Annotated in this window: 24 protein-coding genes; 15 read left to right on the top strand and 9 right to left on the bottom strand. The window is 68.0% G+C overall.

Annotated elements, in window-relative coordinates:
* Positions 1 to 324: 324 nt before the first annotated feature.
* Entirely contained in the window at positions 325 to 2,766 is a 2,442-nt protein-coding gene (locus HB677_RS12625) for an LPXTG cell wall anchor domain-containing protein (RefSeq protein ID WP_213816068.1), read from the top strand.
* Positions 2,767 to 2,855: 89 nt separating this feature from the next.
* Here HB677_RS12625 and HB677_RS12620 read toward each other — a convergent pair whose 3' ends face one another.
* Positions 2,856 to 3,818: a Dyp-type peroxidase gene (locus tag HB677_RS12620; RefSeq protein WP_213816067.1), complete on the bottom strand. Its 963-nt coding sequence runs from the start codon at positions 3,816 to 3,818 to the stop codon at positions 2,856 to 2,858.
* A 185-nt stretch (positions 3,819 to 4,003) separates the two neighbouring features.
* On the bottom strand, positions 4,004 to 4,621 hold the full coding sequence (locus HB677_RS12615; RefSeq protein WP_307852595.1) for a TetR/AcrR family transcriptional regulator C-terminal ligand-binding domain-containing protein: 618 nt from the start codon (positions 4,619 to 4,621) through the stop codon (positions 4,004 to 4,006).
* Positions 4,622 to 4,713: 92 nt separating this feature from the next.
* Between HB677_RS12615 and HB677_RS12610 the strand changes: the two genes are divergently transcribed.
* Entirely contained in the window at positions 4,714 to 5,460 is a 747-nt protein-coding gene (locus HB677_RS12610) for an SDR family oxidoreductase (RefSeq protein ID WP_213816065.1), read from the top strand.
* A gap of 38 nt (positions 5,461 to 5,498) precedes the next feature.
* On the opposite strand, the gene HB677_RS12605 is transcribed toward HB677_RS12610, so the two are convergent.
* The 3 genes from HB677_RS12605 to HB677_RS12595 are packed head-to-tail and all read right to left on the bottom strand — an operon-like array spanning position 5,499 to position 7,956.
* Positions 5,499 to 6,095, bottom strand: a complete 597-nt coding sequence (locus HB677_RS12605; RefSeq protein WP_213816064.1) for a GNAT family N-acetyltransferase — start codon at positions 6,093 to 6,095, stop codon at positions 5,499 to 5,501.
* A gap of 10 nt (positions 6,096 to 6,105) precedes the next feature.
* Positions 6,106 to 6,669, bottom strand: a complete 564-nt coding sequence (locus tag HB677_RS12600; protein ID WP_218624683.1) for a GNAT family N-acetyltransferase — start codon at positions 6,667 to 6,669, stop codon at positions 6,106 to 6,108.
* A 24-nt stretch (positions 6,670 to 6,693) separates the two neighbouring features.
* Positions 6,694 to 7,956 (bottom strand): glutamyl-tRNA reductase, encoded by a 1,263-nt coding sequence (locus HB677_RS12595; RefSeq protein WP_213816063.1) that lies wholly within the window; start codon positions 7,954 to 7,956, stop codon positions 6,694 to 6,696.
* Between the two features lie 17 nt (positions 7,957 to 7,973).
* On the opposite strand from HB677_RS12595, the gene hemE reads away from it, so the two are divergent.
* The 5 genes from hemE to HB677_RS12570 are packed head-to-tail and all read left to right on the top strand — an operon-like array spanning position 7,974 to position 11,418.
* The gene (hemE, locus tag HB677_RS12590) at positions 7,974 to 9,032 is read left to right on the top strand and encodes a uroporphyrinogen decarboxylase (protein WP_213816062.1); all 1,059 of its coding nucleotides are present in this window, start codon (positions 7,974 to 7,976) and stop codon (positions 9,030 to 9,032) included.
* Positions 9,033 to 9,040: 8 nt separating this feature from the next.
* Entirely contained in the window at positions 9,041 to 10,390 is a 1,350-nt protein-coding gene (locus HB677_RS12585; protein ID WP_307852594.1) for an FAD-dependent oxidoreductase, read from the top strand.
* Positions 10,391 to 10,438: 48 nt separating this feature from the next.
* Positions 10,439 to 10,777 carry a YtxH domain-containing protein gene (locus tag HB677_RS12580; RefSeq protein ID WP_213816061.1) on the top strand — a complete coding sequence of 113 codons (339 nt, stop codon included), beginning with the start codon at positions 10,439 to 10,441 and terminating at the stop codon, positions 10,775 to 10,777.
* Between the two features lie 3 nt (positions 10,778 to 10,780).
* The gene (locus tag HB677_RS12575; protein WP_213816060.1) at positions 10,781 to 11,188 is read left to right on the top strand and encodes a phage holin family protein; all 408 of its coding nucleotides are present in this window, start codon (positions 10,781 to 10,783) and stop codon (positions 11,186 to 11,188) included.
* 2 nt (positions 11,189 to 11,190) lie between these two features.
* Positions 11,191 to 11,418, top strand: coding sequence for a DUF3618 domain-containing protein (locus HB677_RS12570; protein ID WP_213816059.1), 228 nt, complete (start codon positions 11,191 to 11,193; stop codon positions 11,416 to 11,418).
* Here HB677_RS12570 and HB677_RS12565 read toward each other — a convergent pair.
* Positions 11,415 to 12,443 carry a zinc-binding dehydrogenase gene (locus HB677_RS12565; protein WP_213816058.1) on the bottom strand — a complete coding sequence of 343 codons (1,029 nt, stop codon included), beginning with the start codon at positions 12,441 to 12,443 and terminating at the stop codon, positions 11,415 to 11,417. The two genes, HB677_RS12570 and HB677_RS12565, sit on opposite strands and share 4 nt — an antisense overlap.
* A 46-nt stretch (positions 12,444 to 12,489) precedes the next feature.
* On the bottom strand, positions 12,490 to 13,791 hold the full coding sequence (locus HB677_RS12560; RefSeq protein ID WP_213816057.1) for a LuxR C-terminal-related transcriptional regulator: 1,302 nt from the start codon (positions 13,789 to 13,791) through the stop codon (positions 12,490 to 12,492).
* 101 nt (positions 13,792 to 13,892) lie between these two features.
* On the opposite strand from HB677_RS12560, the gene hxlB reads away from it, so the two are divergent.
* From hxlB to hemL, 8 genes are all read left to right on the top strand, one after another.
* Complete coding sequence (hxlB, locus tag HB677_RS12555) at positions 13,893 to 14,465, top strand: 6-phospho-3-hexuloisomerase (RefSeq protein WP_213816056.1); 573 nt, start codon at positions 13,893 to 13,895, stop codon at positions 14,463 to 14,465.
* Between the two features lie 25 nt (positions 14,466 to 14,490).
* Entirely contained in the window at positions 14,491 to 15,114 is a 624-nt protein-coding gene (gene hxlA / locus HB677_RS12550) for a 3-hexulose-6-phosphate synthase (RefSeq protein WP_213816055.1), read from the top strand.
* Positions 15,115 to 15,270: 156 nt separating this feature from the next.
* On the top strand, positions 15,271 to 15,960 hold the full coding sequence (hemQ, locus tag HB677_RS12545; protein ID WP_213816054.1) for a hydrogen peroxide-dependent heme synthase: 690 nt from the start codon (positions 15,271 to 15,273) through the stop codon (positions 15,958 to 15,960).
* Positions 15,957 to 17,156: a ferrochelatase gene (locus HB677_RS12540; protein ID WP_213816053.1), complete on the top strand. Its 1,200-nt coding sequence runs from the start codon at positions 15,957 to 15,959 to the stop codon at positions 17,154 to 17,156. Before hemQ ends, HB677_RS12540 begins: the two co-directional genes overlap by 4 nt.
* A complete protein-coding gene (gene hemC / locus HB677_RS12535) occupies positions 17,153 to 18,115 on the top strand; it encodes a hydroxymethylbilane synthase (RefSeq protein WP_213816052.1) in 963 nt (320 codons plus the stop codon). The genes HB677_RS12540 and hemC overlap by 4 nt, the downstream gene beginning before the upstream one ends.
* Positions 18,112 to 18,894, top strand: coding sequence for a uroporphyrinogen-III synthase (locus HB677_RS12530; RefSeq protein WP_213816051.1), 783 nt, complete (start codon positions 18,112 to 18,114; stop codon positions 18,892 to 18,894). The genes hemC and HB677_RS12530 overlap by 4 nt, the downstream gene beginning before the upstream one ends.
* Positions 18,857 to 19,912: a porphobilinogen synthase gene (gene hemB / locus HB677_RS12525; RefSeq protein ID WP_213816050.1), complete on the top strand. Its 1,056-nt coding sequence runs from the start codon at positions 18,857 to 18,859 to the stop codon at positions 19,910 to 19,912. The genes HB677_RS12530 and hemB overlap by 38 nt, the downstream gene beginning before the upstream one ends.
* Positions 19,909 to 21,228: a glutamate-1-semialdehyde 2,1-aminomutase gene (hemL, locus tag HB677_RS12520; protein ID WP_213816049.1), complete on the top strand. Its 1,320-nt coding sequence runs from the start codon at positions 19,909 to 19,911 to the stop codon at positions 21,226 to 21,228. Before hemB ends, hemL begins: the two co-directional genes overlap by 4 nt.
* Positions 21,229 to 21,404: 176 nt before the next feature.
* Here hemL and HB677_RS12515 read toward each other — a convergent pair whose 3' ends face one another.
* Both HB677_RS12515 and HB677_RS12510 read right to left on the bottom strand, forming a co-directional pair.
* Positions 21,405 to 21,830 (bottom strand): hypothetical protein, encoded by a 426-nt coding sequence (locus tag HB677_RS12515; protein WP_213816048.1) that lies wholly within the window; start codon positions 21,828 to 21,830, stop codon positions 21,405 to 21,407.
* 33 nt (positions 21,831 to 21,863) lie between these two features.
* The gene (locus HB677_RS12510; RefSeq protein WP_213816047.1) at positions 21,864 to 22,886 is read right to left on the bottom strand and encodes a LacI family DNA-binding transcriptional regulator; all 1,023 of its coding nucleotides are present in this window, start codon (positions 22,884 to 22,886) and stop codon (positions 21,864 to 21,866) included.
* Positions 22,887 to 23,168: the final 282 nt, after the last annotated feature.

Below are 23,168 nucleotides of genomic sequence, written 5' to 3'. Positions count from 1 at the left end.
CGACTCACGGTGAGCTTATGTCACGTAGCAGCAATTTGGATTAAGTCAAGTCTCTTGTCCCCTTTTCGGGGGACCTGATAGCTTGACCGATGCACCTGGGAAAAGGCGACCCGAACGCTGATTCCGACCCGACTGTGTGCATTCGAGAGGTGAAGACTAACCGTTGTGATCGCGGACGATTTCTGGCCATTCTGAGCCGCTGCGTCCGTCGCTTGTAGACGTTTCCTATGACACGTTTGTGTCCCCGCTGCCCTGTGGGTGGCGTTATTTGGCGCGCCCGCTTGCGTATTCCTTTTACCCGATATATCAGGAGACCGCTAACCCATGAACAAGAAAATCGCCGGGCTGACTACAGCCTTGCTCGCCATAGCGCTGACAACCGCAGGTGCGGTTGCCCCGGTCAGCGCCGAGACAACCGCTCCCACCAGCAGCGCCACGTCCACCCCGAATGCCGCAGCTTCGTCTGCACCCGAAACGACTCCGTCGGCTACCCCCACCGAGGCGCCGGCGGCGACGCAGCCCGCCGCGGCGCCGACGGAAGCCCCAGCTGCCGCGCCAACAGCTGCCCCGGCTGCCGCGCCGTCAGCTACTCCCGCTCCTGCCGCAGCAGTGGAGCCCACCCCCGCCGCCACGAGCGCACAGGCGGCGCCGACCGCGTCTCCCGCGCCGGCGAAGTCCCCCGTGACCGCCAAGGCGAAGACGGCGGTGAAGACCGCGGCGCCCGCGTGTATCCCCGACTCCGCGATCAGCTACACGTACGCACCGGAGGATAACAACGGTGTCGTCACGGTGAAGGCCGTTGCCGGATCCACCGGCGTGCTGTGCCAGCCGCTCTACGTGGTTGCCACGAGCTGGAAGTTCACCACCAACGACTACTGGCCCCAGGCTCGTGACATCGTCAATGCCCTTCCGGCCATCACCACCCCCGGCGTGTACCACTACGGCGCCACGGTGACCTGTGGCCAGGGCGACATTTACGCCGGACGCTCGCCGGTGCCGTACCCGACCGCCGTGCTCAACGCACCCAGCGACCCGTACAAGGAGGTGTTCCTCAGCTCCATGGGCTTCGGCGGGGTCGGCACGACCGTCACCCTGACGCCCGACTGCTACACGCCGCCGAAGGTGACCCCGGTCACTCCGACCGCGAAGCCGATCTCCGCGTGTGACACGGATGGTTCCATCGTGGTTCCCGCGGACACTGCGACGATCGACTACACCCTGACGGGCAACGGCAAGACCGGCATCAACACCGTCACCGCGAAGGCCATCGCTCCCGCCGTTCTGGTGGGGTACCCCGCCGGGGGATGGACGTTCAACCTCGGACAGCGCTACACCTGCCCGACGCCACCCGTCGTCACCCCGACGACACCGACCGCCACGCCTATCACCGCGTGTGGGACCGATGGATCAATCGTCGTCCCCGCCGACACCGCCACCATCGACTACACCCTGACCGGTAACGGCAAGACCGGAATCAACACCGTCACGGCGAAGGGTATCGCCCCGGCAGTCCTGGCGGGCTACCCGGCAGGCGGCTGGACTTTCGACCTGGGGCAGCGTTTCGAGTGCCCGCCGGTGGTGACACCGACGACCCCGGTCGCCACGATCATCACCGCGTGCGGAACCGATGGTTCCATCGTGGTTCCCGCCGACACCGCGACGATCGATTACACCCTGACGGGTAACGGCAAGACCGGAATCAACACCGTGACCGCCGTCGCGATCGCCCCGGCAGTGCTGACCGGCTACCCGGCGGGCGGCTGGACCTTCGACCTCGGCCAGCGGTACGAGTGCCCGCCGGTCGTGACTCCCGCCACTCCCACCGCCACGATCATCACCGCCTGCGGAACCGACGGTTCCATCGCCGTTCCCGCGGACACCGCCACGATCGACTACACGTTGACCGGTAACGGCAAGACCGGAATCAACACCGTGACCGCCGTCGCGATCGCTCCGGCAGTGCTGACCGGCTACCCGGCCGGTGGCTGGACCTTCGATCTCGGTCAGCGCACCGAGTGCCCGACGCCGCCCCAGACGGTTGTCGCCGCGGCCGATGTGACGGCCCAGACCTGCCCCACCGATGGTGCCGAGACGCTGGATGGCGCGACGCTCACCGGTGACCAGCTCAGCGACACGGCAGACTCCGTCACGCCGATCTCGGGCAAGATCCACGTGGCACCCGCCGCACACGTCAGCTACACGATCAACGGTGCGCCCGTCACGAGCGAGTACACCAACGTGCCGCCGGGCACCTACACGGTGGTTGCAACCGCCGATGCCGGTTACGCGCTGCTCGGCACCGGTTCGTGGACGCTGGTCGTCGACCCCGCCGACTGCCTCCCCACCTTCGCCGCCTGGGAAGCTGACGCGTTCGCGACAGACCCGAGCTGTGTCGATGGGGCCGTCGCGGGTGGAAACATCACGGTCGTCTTCCCTGAGGGTGCCGAATCCGCCGTCCGCTACTTCATCGGTTCGACCGAGGTCACCTCGGCCGTGACGGCGGTGGCTCCCGGTACGTATACGGTGCGCGCCATTCCCCGGAATGCCACTGACACCATCCTGGGTGGCGGGGTCTTCACCCTGACGGTCGCGGCAGCCCCCACCGGATGCCTCACCCTCACCGAGGTTCCGGGAACGCCGGGTACCCCGACGCTGGCCACCACCGGCAGCAACGTCGCGCCTGAGCTGGGCATCGCCGCGCTGCTTCTCCTCCTCGGAGCCGCAGCGGTGTTCGCTCGTCGTCGTAACCACTCGACCGCCGAGTAGCGCGCAGCACTAACAACCACACAACATGAGTCGGGATGCCCCGGCCGCCACTCATCGGGCGGTCGGGGCATCCCCATGTCCATGTCTTGCTACGCGTCGGTCGCGAGCGCCTCCAGCACCTCGAGCGACGGCACAAAGAACGTCGCGCCGGTCTTCGCCGTGGAAAAGTCGAGGATCCGGTCGTACTGACCGTGCGGGTCTCCGATGAACATCGCGCGGATCATCTGCTCGATCACCCACAGCTCGCGCGCGTACCCGATGAAGTAGGTGCCGAACTCGGCCTGCCCGGGGCGGCCGAAGGGCATGTTGTCGCGCAGGATGTCGTGCTCGACACCATTGACGTCGACGATGGTGTTGAGGGACTTGTGCGACTTGCGGTCGGCGGGGTCCTGGTCAAGCTCGACGTTGTCGGACTTGGTGCGGCCGATGATGTGCTCCTGGTCGCTCGTGGACAGCGCGCCCCACGCATCGAGATTGTGCAGGTACTTCTGAATGACGACGTAGCTGCCGCCCTCGAAGCCGGGATCCTCGTGCCCGACGAGCGACGACTCGGCCATGGCCTGGCCGGTCGGGTTCTCGGTGCCGTCGACGAAGCCAAGCAGGTCGCGAGAGTCGAAGTAGCGGAATCCGGATGTCTCGTCGAGCACCGTGACCGCATCGCCCAGTTTGCCGAGCAGCAGTCGCTCCAGCTCGAAGCACATGTCGGCTCGTTCGGCCCTGATGTGAAACAACAGGTCGCCCCCGGTCGCCACCGCAGTATGCACATCGCCGCGGACCTCGGAGAACGGCCGCAGCTGTGCGGGTCGCCCGGACTGGCCGAAGCGATCCCAGGCGGCGCTGCCGATGCCGACGTTGCACGAGAGGTGGCCCCGCAGGTCGCGGAACCCCACGGCGCGCACCAGCCCGCCGATGTCGGCGATCACGTCGCGGGCGGTCGCCGCGGCAGCCTCGCCCTCATTGATGCGGAGCACGAGAAAGACGGCGGAAACCGAGAGCGGCGCATTCACGCTCTGCGGCTCGATGGGGACCCTGTTCCACGTGGCGTCAGTCATGGCCCCACGGTAGTGGAGCAGGCGTGCGCTCGGGCCGGGCTCCGCGCAATCGCGCACGCTGGGGCAATTCGCTGGCACAGAATGCCGGGCGGCGGGAGAAAAAAGCGACCGGCGGGAGCTACGACTCCCGCCGCGTGCTTTCTTCTCCCGCCGAAACCTGACGTAACTCCCGCCGATCGGGATTGTCAGGAGTGCGGTGACGCCGGGCCGCGGATCCCCAGCATGAGGTTGCGGATGAGGGCGTCTGCGAACGCGAGGGTGAGGGGCTGGTCCGGCAGCAGCAGGCGGTGGTAGCACGCGCCCCAGAGCTGGTCCACGAGCACCTCCGGATCGACGTCGGCGCGGATCTGGCCCCGTTCCTGGGCGCGCACGAAGGTGTCGACCGCGAGCTGGCGGCGCGGGCGCGTGTAGCTCTCCGCAAACGCCGACGCCAGATCGGGGTCCGTCTGGGCCGCGCCGACGAGTTCCGCGATGACCCGCCCACCGCTCTGCTCGGTGATCAGGTGCACGAACGCGTGCAATTGCGAGGTGAGGTCACGCTCGACATCGCCGGTATCGGGAAAGGCGAGCGACGCCTTCACCGCCGCGAAATACGCCTCGAGGGCGAGAGCGCCCGGGGACGGCCACCACTTGTAGAGGGTCATCTTGCTCGCGCCCGCCCGCTGGGCGACCTTCTCGAACGTGATGCCGGTCAGGCCGGTCTCGAAGAGCAGCTCGCCAGCGGCGGTCAGCACCGCCTGCCGCACCTCGGCCGCGGGTCGGCGTCCCCGCCCCTGCCGCACTGCCACGCCCTGCTCGCTCACGAAATCTCCCTGCCACTTGAAGTATATGGACAAACAGTCTACATTTGTCACTAGTGGACGAATCGTCCATAAATGAGAGTAAGGACTCCTCCGTGGCATCCACGTCAGAAACCACCACCCGCGTCGCCATCGTCACCGGTGGTTCCGGCGGCATCGGTCGCGCGACCGCAGAACGCCTCGCGGCCGACGGCATGGCGGTAGTCGTGCACTACGCCGGCAACAAGGCCCGCGCCGATGAGACCGTCGACGCGATCACCGCGGCGGGCGGCACCGCCACCGCGATCGGCGGCGACATCGCCGACGAGACCGAAATGGCGGCACTCTTCGAGCAGACCCAGGCGCTGTACGGCGGCGTCGATGTCGTCGTCAACACGGCCGGTGTCATGCTGCTGTCCCCGATCGTCGACCTCGACTTCGCCGATTTCGACCGGATGATGCGCACCAACGTGCGCGGAACATTCGTCGTGTCCCAGCTGGCCGCCCGCCAGCTTCGCTCCGGTGGCGCACTCATTAACTTCTCCACCTCGGTGTCACGCCTGCAGCAGCCGACCTACGGTGCCTACGCCGCCACCAAGGGAGCTGTCGAGTCGCTCACGATGATCCTCGCCCGCGAACTGCGGGGCCGCGACGTCACCGTGAACGTCGTCGCTCCCGGACCGACCGCCACCCCGCTCTTCCTCGACGGCAAGCCGCAGCAGGTCATCGACCACATCGCGTCGCTCGCCCCACTCGAGCGCCTCGGCACCCCGGACGACATCGCCGAGACGGTCGCCTTCCTCGCCGGTCCCGCGCGCTGGGTCAACGGCCAGGTGCTTTACATCAACGGCGGCATCGCCTAGGCAGCAGCGCAGGACGAATGGATGCCCCAGGGGCGCGGCTACCGGACCCGCGCGGCCCACTCGCGGTCGAGTATCGCGTAGATTCCCGTGTCGGCCCACTCGCCGCGGAACGCGAGGTCCTCGACGAAGTGCGCCTCCTCGCGCATTCCGAGCCGACGGCAGAGGGCGATGGACGCGTCATTGCGCGGGTCCAGGTCGGCGGCGACCCGGTGCAGTCCGAGGGTGGTGAACGCGAAGTCGAGCACGGCGCTGGCGGCCTCGGCGGCGTAACCGCGTCCCGTGAAGTCGGGGTGCATCGTCCAGCCGATCTCGCCACCGAGGTTCGCGACGCTCTTGACGGAGAAGTAGGAGTCACCGATAACACGGGCCGGGGCATCCGCACTCGCCGGCAATTCCAGCGCAAGCTGCAGAAAGTCGCCGTCCTTCTCGAGCGTCGTGGCCGTCGAGTAGAAGGCGACCTTCTCGGCGACGGTCTCGCGCGACCGGGGTTCGAACAACAGGTAGCGGCACACCTCGTCGAGCGACTGGTAGGCGTGGATGTCATCGACGTCGTCGAGCGTCATCGGCCGCAGGATGAGCCGCTCCGTGCGAATAGGCGCGTCGATCGTGACGGGGGTGAACGCTCGGGGTTCCATGCAGTTCAGGCTAGGCCCGTGCGCGCAGCGCCGACCGCTCGGAGGCGAGGATCGCGTAAATCCCGACATCCACCCACTCGCCCTTGAACAGCTCGGACTCGACGTGGTGGGCCTCCTCGCGCATGCCAAGCCGCCGGCACAACGCGACGGACCCGGCGTTGCGCGGATCGAGGTGGGCGTACACGCGGTGCGACCCGAGGGAGCCGAAAGCGAGGTCGAGCACGGCGCCGGCGGCCTCGGCGGCAAAGCCCTTGCCGGTAAATTCGGGGTTCAACACCCAGCCGATCTCGGCCTGCGCGTTCTCGATGCTGCGCAGAAAGAGCGTGATGTCGCCGATGAGGCGGCCGTCCAGCTCGATGCCGAGCACCATCGCGTCGTCGTCGGCCTCGAGGCGGTCGAGCTTCATTCGCATGGCGAGGTGGGCAGCCGACTCCTCGCGGGTGCGCAGCGGCCAGGGCAGAAACCGGATGACCTCGGGATCCGACTGGTAGGCGAAGAGACCATCCCGGTCGCGCGCCAGCATCGGCCGCAGCAGAAGGCGCTCCGTCGCGATGGGCGAGGTCACCTGCAGCATGGGCGCGATGGTGGGGAGCTGCGATTACGCCGAGGCGAGGGTGTCGCGGTCGTCTTCGATGTCGGCGGCCGAGACATCCTGAACCAGAGCGGATCGCACGCCGTACACGGCGTCCAGTCCGTCGACGAACTCGTTGGCGCGACCCTCCTTGGCCAGCAGTCGCGCGCGAACGGATGGCTCGTGCAGCAGAACCCCGGCCAGGTGACGCAGCGCGGCTTCCGTTTCATCCCCGGCGCCGCGCGAACGGGCGCGGGCGATCTCGGCGTCGAGCAGGTCGAACACGTGGGACCGCAGGGCAACGATGGCGGGTTCGACCGAGCGGTCGGCGGCGAAGTCGGCGGCGGCAAGGCCGACGAGCGCGCGGGCGTCATCGGCGGCGGTGAGTGCCTCGACAGGAGCGTGCAGGCTGATCGTCTCGAGGTCGAGCAGCTCGACACCCGGGAGCGACGCGACGGCAGGGTCGACGTTGCGCGGGAGTCCGAGGTCGATGATGAGGCGGCGGTTGTCGTTCGGGATGACCGTTGCGTCGACGGCGGCGTACGCGGTGCAGGTGATCACGATGTCGCTTGCCCCGATGGCCTCGCTGAGGTCGTACTGCGCGCGCAGCTCGTGCTTGAGGGCGAAGGCCTGTGCGCGGCCCGACGGCGAGAAGACGCTGATGTCCACGACGCCGCGGTCGCGGAGGGCAACGACCGTGGTGGCTGCGTACTGGCCGGTGCCGACCAGGAGAACGCGGGTCTGCGCCCAGTCGGTGACGCGGCTGGTGGCGAGCTCGAGGCCGAGGCGCACGAGCGAACGTCCGGCTCCGCCGAGAGCGGTCTGCGTCTTGACGCCGCGGCTGGTCTGGGTCGCCTTCTGGAAGAGACGTTCGAGACCGGATGAGGTGGTGCCGACCTCGCGCGCACGCTCGAGCGAACGGCGCACCTGGCCGGAGATCTCGTCCTCGCCGACAACGACGGATTCGAGTCCGCTGGACACGGCAAACAGGTGCTCGACGACCTCGTCGCCGCGCAGCACCGTGAGCACGTTACGCAGGGCGTCGGCATCGACACCGCTGGCGGCACTCATCGTGTTGATGGTGTTCGCGGCGGCGTTCTCGCTCGCGTGCAGAACGTCATCGATCTCGAGGTAGGCCTCGAAGCGATTGCAGGTCGCCAGTACGACAGCGCCTTCGACGATCGCGCTGTCGGCGACCAGGGTGGTGGCGGCTCCGGGTGCTGCGAAGGACAGCTTCTCGAGAAGGTCAAAGCTGGCATTTTGATGGTTGGCGGTCAAGCACAGGAGCACCTTCTAATGTTAACCACGTGCCACTCCCTTTAAATCACCCGTTGGTTGACGGTCGCACCGCCAACTCCCCCCTCATCCGCGCGTACCGGGGCGATCGCCCCGAGCAGACGCCCGTCTGGTTCATGCGCCAGGCCGGTCGCTCGCTGCCGGAATACCGCGAACTCCGCGTAGGTACAGCGATGTTGGACGCCTGCCTGAACCCGGAGCTCTCCAGCGAGATCACGCTGCAGCCCGTTCGCCGTCATGGCGTCGACGCCGCCATCTTCTTCAGCGACATCGTAATTCCCGTGAAACTCGCAGGTGTTAACGTCGAAATCGTCCCCGGGCGAGGCCCGGTTCTCGAGAATCCCATTCGCACTGTGTCGGATGTCGCGGCGTTGCGGCCACTGGACCCGGACGCGCTTGCCCCCATCATCGAGGGAGTTCAGCGCACCGTTGCCGAGCTCGGGACCACCCCGCTCATCGGTTTTGCCGGCGCTCCCTTTACCCTCGCGTCGTACCTCGTCGAGGGAGGACCGTCCAAAGACCAGCTGCGGGCCCGCACCATGATGTACTCCGAGCCCCACGCCTGGGCGACGCTGCTCAACTGGTGTGCGGACATCACGGGTGAGTTCCTCAAGGCACAGATCACGGCCGGGGCATCCGCTGCCCAGCTCTTCGACTCCTGGGTGGGCTCGCTGAGCGAGGTCAACTACCTGCGCCGCGTTGCGCCCCACTCGAAGCGCGCGCTGTCGCACCTGCGCGGATTCGACGTTCCGAAGGTGCACTTCGGGGTCGGTTCCGGCGAGGTCCTGCACGCCATGCACGGCATCGGCGCCGACGTCATGGGCGTCGACTGGCGCATCCCGCTGGACGAAGCCGATCGTCGCCTCGGCGGCGGAGTTCCGCTGCAGGGCAACATCGACCCAGCCCTGCTCGGGGCTCCGTGGCACATTCTCGAGGCGCACGTGCGCGACGTCATGGACCGGGGCCGCGTCGCCCCCGCCCACGTCGTCAACCTCGGACACGGGGTTCCCCCGGAGACCAACCCGGACGTGCTCACTCGCATCGTGCAGCTCGTCCACAGCATCGCCTAGGAGACCGCGTGACTGACGCGACCCCCACCCCGCCCGAGGACCGCGGTCCGGAGGAGCCGGTGACCGGGGACGAACCCGATGTGGTCGAGACCTCCTACGAGGGCACCCACGCCATCGTCGTCGGCGGTGGCGTAGGCGGTCTCGTGGCCGCCCGCCGGCTCGTTCTCGGCGGCATGACGGTGACCCTCATCGAGGCGAGCGATCATCTTGGCGGCACCGTCACTTCCCACGAGGTGGGCGGGCTGACGCTCGACGCGGGGGCGGAGAGTTTTGCCATCCGCGGCAACACCGTGGCGACCCTCGCGACATCGCTGGGTCTCGGCGCGGACATCGTGGAGCCCAACCCCGAAGGTGCGTGGCTGCACCAGGTGGCGGGACCCGCCGTTCCCCTGCCGAAGCTGAGCCTGCTCGGGATCCCCGGCTCCCCGCTCGCGGCCGATGTCATTGCCGTGCTCGGATTCGGGGCGGCGTTCCGCGCGTTCCTGGAGGCGCTGCTGCCCGGCACGTTTGCGGCGAAGTCCGTGACCCTCGGTGAACTCGTGCGTCGGCGCATGGGTAACGCGGTCGTTGAGAAGCTCGTCGCCCCCATCGTGCGGGGTGTGCACTCGGGCGAGCCCGATTCGCTCGATCTCGATCGGGTCGCGCCCGGCGTGCGCGCGGGAATGCGTCGCACGGGTTCGCTGGCGCGAGCGGTACTCGAAGTGCGGACTGCCCGGGCCGGGTCGGCGGTCGCCGGCATCCGCGGGGGGATTTACCGGATCGTGGACGCGCTCGCCGCGGAGCTCGAGCGCTTTGGCGTCGAGGTGCGGCTGAACACCACCGTCACCGCAGTCGACGAGGGTCGCGTCATGATCGGCGACGAGGAGCTTACCGGGCACGTGGTTGTCGCGACACCGGGAATCCTTGGTGCACCAATCGCCGCGGGCCACCTCGCGGTGCTCGCCACCCTCGTGGTGGATCAACCACTGTTGGATGCAGCGCCTCGGGGAACCGGAGTTCTCGTTGCCGCCGGCGCCCCCGGCATCCGCGCCCGTGCACTGACTCACGCAACGGCAAAGTGGCCATGGCTGGCCGAGCGGGCAGCGGGCACACACGTTCTTCGTCTCTCGTACGCCGAACGTCTCGACGGCCTCGAGGAAATTGCGCGTGCCGATGCGGAGGCTCTTCTCGGAGTTCCGCTGCCGGCGGGGAGCGTGCTGGGCTTCGATATCGTCGAGTGGCGTCGCCCGGAGCGTCAGGAGCATACGCCGAACGGCATATCGCTGGTCGGCGAGACGGCGTCGGGCACGGGATTGGCGGCAGTCGTGGCGCAGGCGGAGACGCGCGCGAGCGATTTGCTCAGAGACTTTGCCCCGTAGCCGGGACTACGCTGGAACATACATTCAGAAAACGGAACGGAGAACACCATGAAAGGCAAGATCCTTTTGGTTGTCGGCGTCGGAGTCGGCTACGTGTTGGGTGCCCGCGCCGGTCGCGAACGATACGAGCAGATCAAGCGCCTGAGCGACAAGTTTTGGAGCAGCGCACCGGTGCAGAAGCAGGTGCACAACGCCGAGGACTACGTGAAGGACAAGGCCCCCGAGGTCGTCGAGTTCCTCGCGGACGGCGCAAAGAAGGTTGTCTCGCAGGTTGCCGGCTCCAAGAAGTCGACGCCCGCCCGCTCCGTGACGAGCAAGGCAGCACCCGCCAAGCCCGCGGCGCGCAAGACGCCGACCCCCAGAACCTCCACCACAGCGAAGAAGTAGCAGATGGCAGAGATTCCGCGCGAGAAGAAGAAGTCGCTCTTCGCCCTGCTGGGTGACCTGCCGACGCTCGTCCGCGAGCTCGTGCTCGGCGAGATCGAGCTGCTCAAGGCCGAGGTCATCCGCAAGCTGAAGGCCGCCGGCATCGGCGTTGGCTTCATCCTTGGGGCCGTCGTGGTGCTGCTGTTCTTCATCGGCGTTCTGCTGACCGCCGCGATTCTTGCGCTGTCTCTCGTGATGCCGGGGTGGCTCGCCGCCCTCATCGTCGCCTTTGTGCTCCTTGTTGTCGTCGCCATCCTCGCCTTGCTGGGCTGGCGCAGTCTCAAGAAGGCAATCCCACCCCTGCCGGAAAAGACGATCTCCGGCGTGAAGCTCGACATCAACGTCATCCGTGGCGTAGGAAAGCGAGAGTAACCATGAGCGACTCAGAAATTCAGGCGCGCGTCGCAGCGACGCGCAAGGAGCTCGAGAACACCCTCGACGCGATCGAGGACAAGCTCAACGTTCCCAAGCAGGTCGGGAAGCTGACGAAGAAGGCGGAAGCTTCCTTCGACAAGAACCCGGTCCCGTGGCTCGCCGGCGGTGCCGCCGTGGCGGTGGGCATCGTGAGCCTCGTCGCCTGGGCGCTGTCCTCCGACGACTAAGCGTTTCCCGGAAGGTCGATCAGGACCTTTCCCACCGCATTCCCCTCGACCGCACGGTGCGCATCTGCCGTGTTCTCGAGGGGATAGCGCGTTAAGGGCAGCCCGGCGTCTTCGCCCACGCCCATCGCGCCATCGGCGACAGCGGCAGCCACCGCGGCGACGGCGTCGTCCTTCTGAGCGGTGCTCGTTGTGTAAGTCAGAATGAATTGGTAGCGGATGTTCCGGCTCATGCTCACCCGCGCCGGGATGGCCACCTCGTCCTCGTCGTCCGAGGTGTAGATCGCGATGGTGCCACCGGGGGCGATGACGGCCGTGTCGTCGCTGAGGTTGGCCCGAAGATTCACGTCCACGATCGTGTCCACGCCGTCGGGAGCGATTTCCCGCACGCGCGCCACCACGTCTTCCTCGCGGTAGTTGATGATGTGGTGGGCCCCCGCCGTGCGTGCGAGCTCCGCCTTATCGGGGCTGCTGACCGTCGTGATGACGGTGGCACCGGCCCACGTCGCGAGCTGGATCGCCGCGTGGCCGACCGCCCCGGCACCACCGGTCACGAGAATCGTGTGGCCCGCGAGGGCTCCCGGGGCGAGACGGGAGGGACCGGTCTCCGCCGAGGTGAGCGCGCGGTGCGCCGTCAGCGCCGGGATCCCGAGCGAGGCGCCCACGTCAAACGACGCGGCGTCCGGCAGCGGAACGACCTGGCGAGCAGGCAGGGAGACGTATTCCTGGCTCGTTCCGTTGCTGCGTTGGAACGCGGCATCCCACACCCACACCCGCTGGCCGACCGACAGACCCGTGATGCCATCTCCGACCGCGTCGATGACGCCGGCGCCGTCCTGCCCGGGAACCTTGGGTTCGCTGAGCGTCTCGGTCGTGCCGGAACCGGCGCGCGACTTCCAGTCGGTCGGGTTCAGCCCCGACACCGCAACGTGCACGCGCACCTCACCGGCAGCGACGTCGGGGATGGCGCGGTCCACGCTCTCGAGAACGTCAGCGGAGCCGGTGCGGGTGTACTGGATGGCTTTCACGGGTGCCTCCTTGCGGCGGTGAGTATTCCTTCCAGTCTGCTCCCGGTCAGCGCGTGAGTGCTGCCAGTTCCGCGCGCGTGGCAGCTCCGACCTTGCGCAGCAGGCTCGCCACGTGGAACTTCACGGTGTTCTCGCTGATGGTCAGAGCGGAGGCGATGGCACGGTTGCGTGCGCCCGTGGCCACCAGCTCCAGCACCTCGTGCTCGCGGGCGGTGAGCCCCCAGCCGTCGGCCGTCACCAGCGGCACGGACGGCGCGTCCAGCGGCAACATCACCGCGATCTCCGATCCCCAGCCGGGAGTCGCCTCGATCCGGAGGTCGCCCTCCAGCGCCGACACCCGGGCGCTCAGTTGGCGAACGGATGACACGTCCGGCGTCAGGTCTCCGGGTCCGTCATCCCGGATATTGATGAGCAGGTTGCTGCCATCACAATTCCACTGCACCCGCACCCGGGATACGTCCACCTGCTCGATGAGCGCGAGGACGGCTCCACGCACGATGGCCCGGCCGGCGTGGGCGACCTCTCCGGGCAGCGCCCTTCCGTCAATGGGAGGCTCCACGAACTGCACGTCGAGTTTGCCGAAGCGCATGAGGGGCTGGAGGTCGTCGCGGAGTCGCTCGAATGCCTTCGCCACCGGCTCCTCGGTCAGCGTCCTGTCCCGGTCGGATACCGCGCGCAGCCGCACCATCGCGCCGGCGGCGAGGTCCGCGGTGATCTGGCGAGCCGCTTCGTCGCTCGTGGTCGTTGACCGCAGCACCGCGAGCAGCGACTCGAGGGTGGTGGAGTGGTCATCGGTGAGTTCGGCGATCGCGCTCGCCCGTTCCGCGGACGCCGCCCGGGAGTCGAGCAGGTAGGCCGGGGGAGCGGCGGCAACCTGGTGCCGAATGCTCAGGGCCACGAGTTCCCACAGCGCCGCAATGGTGGGCAGCAGGTCGGCGGCGGTCGTCCCGGGCGCGAGGCGCGGGTCGGTGAGCACGAGCAGCGCACCCGTGGACGCACCGAAGACGGCGACCGGGCGGCTGGCCGCGGCGAGCTCCCGCTCCTCGCCCCAGACGGTGCTGCGCTGCGCCGGAAGCGACCTGCGCACGGCGTCGAGCTCGTCGATGGTGACGTGGTCGATGATTACCGCATCGCCCGCCTTCTTCTGCGGCCGCCCGGTGCAGTCCTCGGTGAAGATCACCAGGGCCGAGTGTGCGACGGCCGGCTGCAGCATCTGCGAGAACGCGGGCGCAATTCCGAGCAGCGAACTCGACAGCACGGAGTGGAGGGCACCGAGCGTCTCCACAAACGGGGCCGGCCCCGGGGCATCCCGTAGCTCGATTGGGTTGGTGTCGATGCGCGTGGCCATCTGGAAAGCCTACCCGCGGTGGCTGTGACTACCCGTTCGGGTGGGGAAGTCTATTCGGTCGGTGGGGCGGTCGGTCCGGAAGTCCGGCGAAAGATGGGGGTATGACCACAGCCCCACCTCTCGCCACCGCCACCGCCCTGTCGACGATTGTCGACGAGATTGCGGGAGTGGCCGGCAGGCTGGATCAGGACCAGATGGATGCCGCGGCGCGGAGTCTGCGCGAGGCCGACCGTGTCTTCGTGCTCGGTGCCGGCCGGTCGGGTCTCGCCCTCAGCATGACCGCGATGCGCCTCATGCACCTCGGCCTCGACGTCTACGTGGTCGGAGACGCGACCACGCCCGCCATCGCCGCGGGGGACCTGTTGCTGGTTGCCAGCGGGTCGGGCACAACGGCGGGCATCCTGCGCTCGGCCGAGACGGCGGTGTCCGTCGGCGCTCGCGTGCTGTGTCTGACCACCGCCCCGGATTCGCCCCTGGCGGCGCTCGCATCCGACGTCGTCACGATTCCCGCCGCCCAGAAGCAGGACCGCGCCGGCACGGCGTCGGCCCAGTACGCCGGTGGCCTGTTCGAACAGGCAGTTGTTGTCGTCGGCGATGCACTCTTTCACGCGCTCTGGCTCGTCTCCGGTCTGACGGCCGACGAGATGTGGTCACGGCATTCCAACCTCGAATAATCCACCAACCCCCGTAAGGAACACCATGAAGCTCCAAGTCGCTATGGACGTACTGACCACCGAAGACGCACTCGCGCTCGCCGGCAAGGTCGCACCGCACGTCGACATCATCGAGCTGGGCACCCCGCTCATCAAGGCCGAGGGCCTGCGCGCCATCACCGCCATCAAGAAGGCGCACCCCGACAAGATCGTTTTCGCCGACCTCAAAACGATGGACGCCGGCGAGCTCGAGGCCGACATCGCCTTCTCCGCCGGTGCCGACCTCGTCACCGTTCTCGGCACCGCCGGCGACAGCACGATCGTCGGCGCCGTCACGGCCGCCACCAAGCACGGCAAGGGCATCGTCGTCGACCTCATTGGTGTCGCCGACAAGGTCACCCGCGCCCGCGAGGTCATCGCGCTCGGCGCCGAGTTCGTCGAGATGCACGCCGGACTCGACGAGCAGGCCGAAGAGGGCTTCACCTTCCAGACGCTGCTCGACGACGGCGAGACTGCCGCCGTGTCGTTCTCCGTCGCCGGTGGTGTGAACGTGTCGACCATCGCCGCGGTCCAGCGCGCGGGAGCGACCGTCGCCGTCGCCGGCGGTGCGATTTACGGAGCGGATGACCCCGCTGCCGCGGCCGCCGAACTGCGCGCCGCGATCGTCTAACCGAACCATCCGGAGCACCCCCGGGGCGCCCCTGTCACGAGCCCCATACGCCTGTCGTGTGGGGTTCGTTCGTTAAATCTCAGCAAACAGCCAGCTATGGCCTAAAACAGGCAGCTCAATTAGATTTACGCCCCCGGTCGGGGGAGGATAGAGGCCATGACCATCAGCGCTGAAACGCGCGCCGAAGCTCCCGAGACCGTCCGCCTGGGTTACACCCTCTGGGCCGTACTTCGACGTGACCCCACTCGTCCATTCACCGGCGGAGATCTCGCGCCCGCAATCGCGGCCGTCGAGGCCGCAGGCGTGACCATCCGCGGTTTTTACGACGTCTCCGCCATGCGCGCCGACGCCGACATCATGATCTGGGTTCACGGGCCCGACGCCGAGAAGTTGCAGTGGGCACTGCGCGAGCTGCGCCGCAGCGAACCGCTGTCCAACCTGCTGCCGACGTGGAACGCGATGGGCGTACACCGCGACGCCGAATTCACGCGGAACCATCTCCCGGCCTACATGCGCGACAAGGCACCCGAGGCCTGGATCACCGTCTACCCATTCGTGCGCAGCTACGAGTGGTACATCCTTCCCGAGGACGAGCGCAGCGGGATGCTCCGCGACCACGGTCGCAAGGGTGCCGAGTACCCGCAGGTTCTCGCCAACACCGTCGCCTCGTTCGCCCTGGGCGACTACGAGTGGATTCTCGGTCTCGAAGCTCCCGAGCTTGTCGACCTTGTCGACCTCATGCGTCACCTGCGCCAGACCGAGGCGCGCCGCCACGTGCGCGAAGAGGTCCCGTTCTACACCGGGCGTCGCATCCAGCCAGAGGAGATCGCCGAGGTGCTGCGATGACCATCGCCAATGGTGAACTTGACAGGGTGGGTGGGCAAGCCCGTGTGCTCGCCGCGACGTCGGCCGCGGCCAGTGGCCCCGAGCACGTCGAAGAGCCCGTCGCCTACGACGCGATCCTCCTCGCGAGCTTCGGCGGACCGGAGGGCCAGGACGACGTCATCCCCTTCCTCCGCAACGTCACCGGTGGCCGCGGCATCCCCGAGGAGCGCCTCGAAGAGGTCGCCCACCACTACCGCGCGTTCGGCGGCATCAGCCCGATCAACAGCCAGAACCGCGAACTCAAGGCAGCGCTCGAGGCCGAGCTCGCCAGCCGGGGCATCGACCTTCCCGTGCTCTGGGGCAACCGCAACTGGGCCCCGTACATTCGCGACGCGCTGACCGAGGCCAATGAGCGGGGCTTCACGAAGCTCATCGCGATCGGCACGAGCGCCTACAGTTCCTACTCGAGCTGTCGCCAGTACCGCGAGGACTATGCGATCGGCCTCGACGCCACCAACCTCTGGGACACCCTGCAGATCGACAAGATCCGACAGTTTTTTGACCACCCAGGCTTCGTGCAGCCCTTCATCGACGGTGTCGTGCAGGGACTCGCGGATGTCGCGGCGAAGGGCTTCACCGCCGCCGAGACGCACGTGCTCTTCTCCACCCACAGCATCCCCTCGACGGACGCCGCCAAGAGCGGCCCCGAGTCGCGTGGTTTCGGTGACGGCGGCGCCTATGCTGCCCAGCACCTCGCCGTCGCGGAAGTCGTCATCGAGGCGGCAACGACCGACGAGGTCACGCCCGCCTGGTCACTCGTGTACCAGTCGCGCTCCGGCCCGCCGAGCATGCCGTGGCTCGAGCCCGACATCAGCGACGCCATGCGCGACCTCGCGGCCGCCGGCACGAAGGCCTTCGTCATTGTGCCGCTCGGCTTTGTGAGCGACCACATGGAGGTCAAGTGGGACCTCGATACCGAGGCCATGGAAACGGCGGAGGAAATCGGAGCGTTCGCCGTGCGGGTTCCCACCCCCGGCATCCACCCCGCCTACGTCACGGGTCTCGTTGACCTCGTCATGGAGCGCGTTAACGGAACGCCGACCGCCGACCGCCCGTCGATGACGGAGCTCGGCCCCTGGTATGACGTCTGCCGCCCAGGCTGCTGTGAGAACGTCCGGCTCGGGTTCAAGCCCGCGCTGGCGGGTTTGGCACCATGACGCCGTCACCGTCCGTGGCCGCCGGCACCTTCCGTATCGGAACCCGTGGCAGCGCGCTCGCCCTTGCCCAGACCGGAATCGTCGCGAAGGCCCTCGCGGCGAAGACCGGCCTGACGGTCGAGCTCGTTGTCATCAGCACCGAGGGCGACCGTTCCAAGGAGTCCCTTGCCAGTCTCGGTGGCACCGGTGTCTTCGCGAGCGCCCTGCGTGAGGCGCTCATCGCGGGGGAGTGCGACGCGATCGTGCACTCGCTCAAGGACCTCCCCACCGCTCCCTACCCGGGGCTCGTCATCGCGGCCATCCCCAAGCGGGAGGACGCCCGTGACGCCCTGGTCGCCCGTGACGGCCTGACCATGGACACGCTTCCCGAGGGAGCCCGTGTCGGTACCGGGTCGCCGCGCCGAGTGGCGCAGCTGCGTGCGCGCCGCCCCGATGTCGAGGTCATCGACATCCGCGGCAACATCGATTCGCGCCTCGCGCGGGTTCTTGACGAGACAACCCCGCCCGAGCGACGCCTCGACGCGGTCATCCTCGCCGCGGCCGGCCTCGGTCGCATTGGGCGCCTTGGCGCCATTACCGAGTACCTCAGCATTGACGGCTGGCCCACCGCACCCGGACAGGGAGCGCTGGCCATGGAAGTCCGCGCCGGCGATGAGAAAAAGGTGCAGTCCCTCGACCACAAGACGACGCGCATCGTTGTCGACGCCGAGCGCGCAGTGCTCGCCATTCTCGAGGCGGGCTGCGCCGCACCGATCGGCGCAAATGCCCTGGTCGACGACGGTTTGCTCTTCCTTTCCGCACGGGTTTACGCCACCGACGGGTCCCGCCGCATCACAAGCTCCCACGCGCTGTATGTTTCAGACGTGAAAGATCCTTCGATTGAGGTAGCGACGAGCGTCGCGCGTGATCTTCTGGACTCCGGGGCGGCGTCACTCGTTCCGCCGGGGAGCGTCCTGTGACCGCCGGCGTGAAGCCGCTCGCGGGCTGGCGCGTACTGGTGCCGCGCGGCGGCAAGTGGGGCGACGGCGTCGCCGCGGAGCTCCGCGGGTTCGGGGCACTTCCCGTGATCGCCCCCATGATCAACTTTGCGTCGTCCGGTGATGGTCCGGCGCTCGAGAGCGCGCTGCGCGAGCTGCAGGATGGCGCGTTCGACTGGCTCGTCATCACCAGCGCCACCACCGTCGACGTTCTGATGAGCCAGCGCGTCGTGATCCCCGACACCACCAAGATCGCCGCCGTCGGAGAGACCACCGGCGCCGCGTTGTCCCTCGCCGGATACCGCGTTGACTATGTCCCCGAGGCCGATAACTCCGCGCGCGGACTCGTCAAGGAGTGGCCACGCTCGGAGATTTCCGGACGCGTGCTCGTTCCACAGTCCGACATTGCCGAGCCGACCCTGGTGAGCGGCCTCGCCGCCCTCGGACTCGACGCGCGATTTGTCGCCGCGTATAGGACTGTCGGGGTGCCCGTCGCCCAGAACATTCGCGAGGACGTGGCATCCGGCCGCATCCGCGCCATTCTCGTTACCTCGGGCAGTGTTGCCCGCCAGATTGCCGGTCAGCTGGCGCCGATTCCCGACGAAACGGTGGTCGCTTGCATCGGCCCCCGCACCGCCTATGACGCGCGCGCGGCCGGACTGAACGTCCACGCAATTGCCGAAAACCGCACAGCGACCTCGCTGGTGGAGGCCCTCGTGGAATATGCCACACACCCGACCGACAGTGCCCCGGAGGCCTAACGTGTCCGACCCGCTCCACCCGTACATCCGACCGCGCCGTCTTCGTGCCACTCCCGCCATGCGGCGACTGGTAGCCGAGACGCGCCTGCACCCGGCCGACCTGGTTCTGCCCATGTTCGTGCGCGAGGGCATCACAGAACCCGTGCCGATTCAGTCGATGCCGGGCGTCGTGCACCATTCCCTCGAGAGCCTCAAGGTTGCCGTGGCGGAAGCCGCCGAGGCCGGCATCGGTGGAGTGATGCTCTTCGGCATCCCCGAGCACAAGGACGCCGTCGGCTCGGGCGCCGTCGACCCCGAGGGAATCCTCAATGTCGCGACCCGCGTCGCCGTCGACACCGTCGGTGACGCACTGGTCGTACAGACCGATCTCTGCCTCGACGAGTTCACCGACCACGGGCACTGCGGAGTGCTCGACGACAAGGGACGCGTCGACAACGACGCAACCCTGCTCGTCTACCGCGACATGGCGCTTGCCCAGGCCGCAGCCGGATCCCAGTTGCTCGGACTCAGCGGCATGATGGACGGCCAGGTCGCCGCCGTGCGTGACGCCCTCGATGCCAACGGGTACTCCGATACCGCCGTGCTCGCCTACGCGGCGAAGTACGCCTCCGCCTTCTACGGTCCCTTCCGCGAGGCCGTGCAGTCCTCGCTCGTCGGAGACCGCCGCACCTACCAGCTCGACTCGGGCAACCGTCGCGAGGGCCTCCGCGAGGTCGCGCTCGACATCGCCGAGGGTGCTGACATCGTCATGGTTAAGCCCGCGGGCAGCTACCTCGACGTGCTCGCCGACACCGCCGCGTTCAGCGAGGTGCCGGTCTGGGCGTACCAGATCAGCGGGGAGTACTCGATGATCGAGGCTGCCGCAGCAAACGGCTGGATCGACCGCGAGGCAGCCATCTTCGAGAGTGTCCTCGGCATCAAGCGCGCAGGCGCGGACGCCATCCTCACGTACTTCGCGGTCGAACTCGCCCGCACCCTCAGCGGCATTCCCCGCCGCGTCGGACGGCGCGCCAAGTGAGCGAGAACGACGACCAGTTCGCCCGCGCCCGCGTTTCGATCCCCGGCGGTGTGAACTCACCGGTTCGCGCGTTCGGTTCGGTCGGCGGCACGCCCCGCTTCCTCGTCTCGGCCAACGGCGCCTACGTCACCGACGTCGAGGGACGCAACTACGTCGACCTCGTCAGCTCGTGGGGTCCGGCCATCCTGGGTCATGCCCATCCCGATGCCGTGAAGGCGGTTCAGGATGCCGCGGCGCGCGGCCTCTCGTTCGGGGCATCCACCCCGGCCGAGACCGAGCTCGCGGAACTCGTCCGCGCCCGCGTCACCAACGCGGCGGGCGACGCTCCCATCGAGAAGCTTCGCCTCGTCTCCACCGGCACGGAAGCCACGATGACGGCCATCCGTCTTGCCCGCGGCTTCACCGGCCGCGAGCTGCTGATCAAGTTCGCCGGTCACTACCACGGTCACTCCGATGGCTTGCTCGCCGAGGCCGGATCCGGACTTGCGACGCTGTCGATGCCCGGTTCCGCCGGCGTCACGGCGGCGACCGCGGCGCAGACCATCGTCGTGCCCTACAACGACCTCGAGGCGCTTCGCGCGGTCTTCGCCGAGCGCGGGGACAACATCGCCGCGATCATCTTCGAAGCAGCTGCCGCCAACATGGGTGTCGTCGTGCCGCAACCCGGCTTCAACGCCGCGATCAGCAAACTCGCCCACGAGTACGGCGCCCTCACCATCATCGATGAGGTCCTCACCGGCTTCCGTGTCGGCCCCGCCGGCTGGTGGGGTCTCGAGTCGGAGACCACCCCGTGGATCCCCGACCTCGTCACTTTCGGCAAGGTCGTCGGCGGCGGAATGCCGCTCGCCGCCCTCGGCGGTCGCGCCGACGTCATGGACTACCTCGCACCCCTCGGCCCGGTCTACCAGGCGGGCACGCTGAGCGGGAACCCGGTCGCGGTCGCGGCGGGCCTGGCAACATTGCGGGCAGCGGATGACGCGGTGTACGCGAAACTCCACGCAGTGGCAGACACCATCTCCGCGGCGGTATCGACCGCCCTCACCGCCGAGGGAGTGGCCCACGTCGTGCAGCGGGCAGGCACCCTCTTCTCGTTCGTGTTCTCGAGCACAGCTCCCCAGAACTATGACGAGGTGCGGGCGCAGGATGCGTTCCGCTACCCGCCGTTCTTCCACGCGATGCTCGACGCGGGTGTCTCACTTCCGCCCTCGGTCTACGAGGCGTGGTTCGTCTCCGCGGCCTTCGACGACGACGCCATCGCGCGCGTGGTTGCGGCGCTCCCGGCGGCCGCCCGCGCCGCTGCCGCAGCAACCCCGTAGCTAAGTCCGCCCGACACCCACGTTCCCCGCCCGACCACCCACGTTCCCCGTGCGGCGGGAGAAAACGCAGGCTTCGGCGGGAGAACCTGGCGCGTGGCGGGAGTCCTCACTCCCGCCACGCGCTTTTTTCTCCCGCCAGGATCGTCGTGAGCGGCGGGCCAGGCTACTTCGTGCGGCTAATCGCAGCCGTATCGCTCGCCGAATGCCTCGTGGACGCGTTCTCTCGCGGTCGGGCTGCCCCACTCGTGGAATCCTGTGCAATTCGCCGATGCGTGGCTGGCGTAGAGCCCGAAAATGCCCACCGAAACGTAGGTATAGGTGTCGCGACCGTCACCGCCGCCTGTGCTGCCGGTGCCGGCGTTGCTGAGCGGCAGATCTACCCTCGCGCCGTCGGGAAAGACGAGTGGGACTCCCGCCGGAACACAGCTGGCACGACGATCGACGTCAAGCGATTCGACCGTCACTGGTTCCGCGGGTGTGCAGGCGACCAGATCGGTTCCCGCATCGTGTGCGTTCAGCGTAAGGGTGCCACTGCACCCGGAGACGGACGCGACAACGACGATCCCCACCGCGGCAGCCAACAGGAATGGATGTCTCGTCATGCCTAGCCCCTACTGACCGTGTGCCCGGCGCCCCTACGCCGAGTCGCGCCAGACGATTTCGGTGTCGAGCAGCAGACCGCCCGAGGGGGCCTTCTCGCCCGCGAGCTGGTCGAGCACCTGCTGGGCGGCGCGACGCCCGAGAGCGTCCGCGGGCTGGCGCACGGTCGAGAGCGCCGGAAAGCAGCGCAGCGCCCAGGTGCTGTCATCGAATCCGACGATGCCCACGTCCTCGGGAATCCGTCGCCCCGCCTGCTTGAGCACGTCCATGGCTCCGGCCGCGATCGCGTCCGACGCGGCGAAGACGCCGTCGATGTTCGGGTCACGCCGCAGCAACTCGCGCATGCCATCGGCGCCGGACGAGTACTGGTACAGCGGATAGGACACCACGAGGTTGGGGTCAAACGCGTCCCCGAGCGCCGCGGTGAATCCGGCGAGGCGATCGTGGCCCGAGTCGCGGTCAAGCGCGCTGGCGATCATGCCCACGCGGGTGCGCCCCGTGGCGAGCAGCCGCCGCGTGATCTGCTCGGCTGCCGCGGTGTTGTTGATGCCGATGTAGGGAAGGTCGGGGGTGTCGGTGGGGTGGCCCACGAAGGACGCGGGGATTCCGAGCTGCGCAACGGCAAGCGCGATGGGGTCTCCTGCGCGGGCTGACAGGATGATCGCGCCATCCACGAATCCTCCCCTCAGGTACTCGGCAACCCGGTCGCTGTCGCGTTGCGAGTCAAGAATCAGGGTGACCATCTGGTAGTCGGCCTCGGACAGCACCGCGTTCGTCCCCAGCAGGATGTTGCCGATGTTGGGGTCCTCGAGCACGAGCGAGTGCGGCTCGTGCACAACGAGGGCGATGGCGCGCGACCGCTGCGTGACGAGGTTGCGCGCCGCCGTGTTTCGCACGTATCCGACCTGCGCGATGGCTTGTTCGACCGCGATGCGGGCGTGCTCCGAGACGTACGGTTCGCCGTTGAGCACCCGGGACACCGTGCCGCGCGAGATGCCCGAAACCGCGGCAACGTCGTGAATTGTCGCTCGGCGTGGTCGCGAGCTATCACGGGGCATGGCCCCACTGTAGCGCGGCACACGCGCCTCCATCTCGCCGCGCACAACGGTCGCTCGTAGCCGCGCACGACGATCACTCGTCGCCGTCTGCGAGGGGCGGATGCCACGGGGCGGCGTCCCTACCGGACGCGCCTGGATTGCACAATAGGGCACCGCCGCACCACAAAATTTTGACATTCCGGGATTCGTCCGTTTACTCTGGGAACGTTCACAGAGGCTCGGCTCATTTTTTTTGAGAGCGTCTGTGAACCTTCACAGAAATCGCGTCTGCGGTGGGTGAAG

Origin of the sequence: Glaciihabitans sp. dw_435, from assembly GCF_018449675.1 — a bacterium.
Taxonomy (GTDB): Bacteria; Actinomycetota; Actinomycetes; order Actinomycetales; family Microbacteriaceae; genus Glaciihabitans.
Note: the sequence above shows the minus strand (reverse complement) of the source record. Positions and strands in the feature narration are given on the sequence as shown.